Here is a 3,655-nt window from a genome sequence, read left to right as displayed (position 1 = left end):
ACAAAATCAATGGTATATCTACTTCTTCCGCAACCTTTTTGTAATGCCTGTATAAACCCTCCTGTGTTGGTTTATTATAATATGGGGTTGTGAGGAGACAGAGGTCTGCACCTAATTTCCTGGCGCCCTCTGTGAGTTCAACTGTCTCCTTTGTGCTGTTTGAGCCTGTCCCGGCAATTACAGGCACAGCACCATTCACATACTTTATGGTAAGCTCAATCACCCTATCATGTTCATCATAGGATAGTGTTGCTGCCTCACCTGTTGTTCCGCACGGCACAATGCCATCAACATTGCCCTCAATTTGAAAAGCAATCAGTTTTTTCAGTGATTCCTCGTCTATCCTGTCATCCTTAAAAGGTGTTACTAATGCTGTGTATATACCCCTTAATTCCATGGTTTCTCCTTTCTATTATAGGGGCTTGCGTCGCCCCCTCCTTAAGGCAAAGCCCGCTTAAGCCTCCCCCTCTCGCTCACGGTGCTCGCTTATCTCCTGCTCAAAAAATTTAGGTTATATATCCTCTCCTAAGGGTCTTGTAAAGGTAAAGTCTCCAGGTTTTGTCAGAAATTCATCAACAACTCTTCCAGAAGTGTCTTGTGAGAAAATAACAAAAGGCGCAGTGACAAGGGTGGCTGCAAAACCAACTGCACAACTTAAAATACCTAATGGGCGGGCAATTAAAAAGTCTATAATCATCTTTTCCCCACTGGTAGTAGATTTACGTGTACTGGTTTTTTTATACGATTCCTGACAATATACAGGTGGAATTAGAAGACCAAATATGAAAATTAACACCAATCCTATAAAGAAATATTTTTTCATAACGTACCCTCCTTTTTTTAGGGTAAACCTTATAACAAGTTTATTATACTATATTTGGGATTGTCAATTTTTTTCAGTACCTTAGACAAAATCTATATTTTATAAATCCCTTAAAAATCAATTGCCCCCGGCATGACTCGAACATGCGGCACATGGATTAGGAAGTATTTTATGGGGATACCCTACCCTTTCCCGATTTCCGCTCTTTCTCTACTCATTGTTATGTTTTCAGACAATTTCAAGGGTGGGGTTTTCCCGATTTTGGGGGTTAATATTTCCATGTCTACTATACAAAAACTATACAGTTGTATAGGTGATGGGGATAGGGTATATTTGCTCTATCCCCCCACAAAAAATGCTTGCTTATATACCTCATTTGTGATACAATAAAGCTAAATATATTCTTTTGGAGGTTTGCATGGCAAAGACAGCAATGATTAGGGCAAGGACAGACCCTGAATTGAAAGAAGATGTGAATACCATCTTCAGAGAATTAGGGTTAAACGAGACACAGGCCATAAATCTATTTTACAATCAGGTGAGGATTCGCAGAGGATTACCCTTTAATGTGGAAATACCCAACAAAATCACTTTAAATACATTTAAAAAAACTGACCAGGGGAAAGACATTATCGAGTGCAAAAATGCTAAGGATATGTTCAAAAAGTTAGGAGTATAATGCTCAGGCCCTTCTTTACAAAACAATTTAAGAAGGATGTCAAACGCTTAGAAAAATCAGGCAGTAAAGATATCGAGAAATTGAAGCTCATCATTAATACCCTCATCGAAGAAAGAAACTTGGATAAAAAATATAGAGACCATACCCTTATGGGATACTTCAAAGACCGGAGAGAATGTCATATAGAACCTGATTGGTTGCTTGTCTATAAACTCAATAAGGAAGAAAAGATTATCATCTTTGAAAGAACGGGCAGCCATCCAGAGTTATTTGAATGATAGAAAGCAATTTTAAATAATCACCTCTTTTGTCAGATTTTCTTACATCTTAGCACCTACAGAAATAAATGACCTTCATAATTACGTCAGGATTGCATTTTGAGGGATGGGGTGAGAGAACACTACAGTATTTAAGAAATAAACACACAGCCTATGCTCTTATGAAAAGAACAAGGAATATCCCTTACGAAGTGACTGAAGAAAAATGTTATTTCTTCTTTTTATGTTTTTTAATATGATCCAGACTTTCAATGAATCTGTTCAATTCAGATTCTTTAAAAAGTGTCCTACCACCGAGTTTGACAGATTTAATTTTGCCAGAGGATATGAGACGGTAAGGGTTACCATACAAGACTTGTGTACTGGTCACCCGTTACTTCCTGTAATTAACGAATATGAATTATTGAGGAGCATAGCAGCTTTCAAGTGGTAATAACTGAACCTCAAGAGAGCACATGGTAATGGTAGGAGATTTTCTCCAAGGGAATCGAAAACCGTACGTGAACATGATCGACACATTTTTGGTTCATAATTGTATGTTTTGGTGTATAATTAAGGGGAAATGTTTGGGAAAAGGAAAAGAAAGAATAAAACAGTGCACGGAGCTCAGCCAGACTCTCCGCCGGCAGTTCTTGCGCCCGATTCCTCTATCTCTTCCCCCATCGCTGTCGGCGTCTATCGTGAAACTAAGACCCCGTCCCTTTTGACCGATGCTTTTAAGGGTGCTATCGAGAAGGCAGCCGACAGGGCGAGAAGCGAACTGGCTTCTCAGGGAAAGATAAAGCCGACGGCGTTTTTCGTGCATGCAGACGGTACGATGAAGATGGTATCTCTCTCGCTCAGGGATGGGTACCAGAAAGAAGCGCTCATACGGAGGATAAGGGAGAAGGCGTTAGCGGAGAACGCTTTTGCCGTTATAGTACTGACTGAAATCGATCATGAGCGACATGGGGTGGTTCTGTCAGGAGTTACCCTTGGTGTGAGGGCCTTCGCCCGTGTGGACTATAGTTTTGATAACGAAACGAAGACCGTTACTTCATGGAAGATAAGCTGGCTGAACCAGCCTGTTCAGAATGTCTTCCTTGACGGTATTTTCGACAAGACCGGTTAAAAGATTTGTGAGGGTAAATCCTGCTTCTTTCTTCCTGCAACGTTGTTTTTCGTAAAGAGACTATTTGTGCCACACTTCAATCCTATAGATATTACCATGTTTCGAAAATCAAGCATATGCCGATGAAACAAAATATTTTACCTCATGGGATCTTAGTACCACTACGGCAAAATATAGTTGAGCGGTCTCTTGACTCTTTACTAAGTTAAGGTTGTCAACGGTTCGGGGCTACCCCCTCACCTCTGTCGGCTGAAATCGTCAGAGAACCCCGATCCGTCCTATTCAGAAAGAAGGTCCGTATCCACTCGAATGTTTAGTACCCCGTTTGTGGCCTTATGGTCTCGCAAGCAGGACGAATAGTTGGTAAAAAAAACAGTGTTCTTGAAAATACTTGCAATTTTCATGGAACAAAATCACACTTGTACACGTTTAATGTAGTGAGTAAGATACTGGAACCATGCTGAATAGGGGTTATGTTCTCTCGTAGAGTTGAATGGCATTATCCAGGAACGGGTGGCTATGGAGGTACAGGTTACGACCCAATCATCAAAAAATCCTTTGTTGGCCGGGCTCACTGATGTAGCGCCTGCCCTTTTGGTTTTATTTGCTAACGTCCTCTTTGTCGCCTTTTTCGGCATTCCGTCTTTTTTGAATGGCTGGCAGGGCCTATGGAAAACTCTTTTCAGATTTTTCCGTTTTACGCTCGTTTTGTGCCTTCCCCTATGTGCCACCATTCCTATCTATGGTTTCATCGTTGAGAAGAA

General features: G+C 40.8%; 6 protein-coding genes. 4 read left to right on the top strand and 2 right to left on the bottom strand.

Translation table 11 applies throughout. The annotated features are described in order from the left end of the window. Together NTU69_12275 and NTU69_12270 are read right to left on the bottom strand one after the other, a co-directional pair. A partial coding sequence (locus NTU69_12275; GenBank protein ID MCX5804282.1) for a dihydrodipicolinate synthase family protein occupies positions 1-397 on the bottom strand: 397 nt, incomplete at its 3' end. 114 nt (positions 398-511) lie between these two features. Continuing rightward, the gene (locus NTU69_12270) at positions 512-823 is read right to left on the bottom strand and encodes a hypothetical protein (protein MCX5804281.1); all 312 of its coding nucleotides are present in this window, start codon (positions 821-823) and stop codon (positions 512-514) included. 418 nt (positions 824-1,241) lie between these two features. Here NTU69_12270 and NTU69_12265 point away from each other — a divergent pair, with 418 nt between their 5' ends. The 4 genes from NTU69_12265 to NTU69_12250 all read left to right on the top strand — a co-directional run. Continuing rightward, positions 1,242-1,502, top strand: coding sequence for a type II toxin-antitoxin system RelB/DinJ family antitoxin (locus NTU69_12265; GenBank protein MCX5804280.1), 261 nt, complete (start codon positions 1,242-1,244; stop codon positions 1,500-1,502). Further along, entirely contained in the window at positions 1,502-1,780 is a 279-nt protein-coding gene (locus tag NTU69_12260; protein MCX5804279.1) for a type II toxin-antitoxin system YafQ family toxin, read from the top strand. The genes NTU69_12265 and NTU69_12260 overlap by 1 nt, the downstream gene beginning before the upstream one ends. 562 nt (positions 1,781-2,342) lie before the next feature. After that, positions 2,343-2,891, top strand: a complete 549-nt coding sequence (locus NTU69_12255) for a hypothetical protein (protein MCX5804278.1) — start codon at positions 2,343-2,345, stop codon at positions 2,889-2,891. A gap of 519 nt (positions 2,892-3,410) precedes the next feature. Beyond that, positions 3,411-3,655: hypothetical protein (locus tag NTU69_12250; protein ID MCX5804277.1), on the top strand; the 245-nt coding region annotated here is incomplete at its 3' end.

The sequence above is a fragment of the Pseudomonadota bacterium genome (assembly GCA_026388215.1).
Taxonomy (GTDB): Bacteria; Desulfobacterota; Syntrophorhabdia; order Syntrophorhabdales; family Syntrophorhabdaceae; genus JAPLKF01.
Note: the sequence above shows the minus strand (reverse complement) of the source record. Positions and strands in the feature narration are given on the sequence as shown.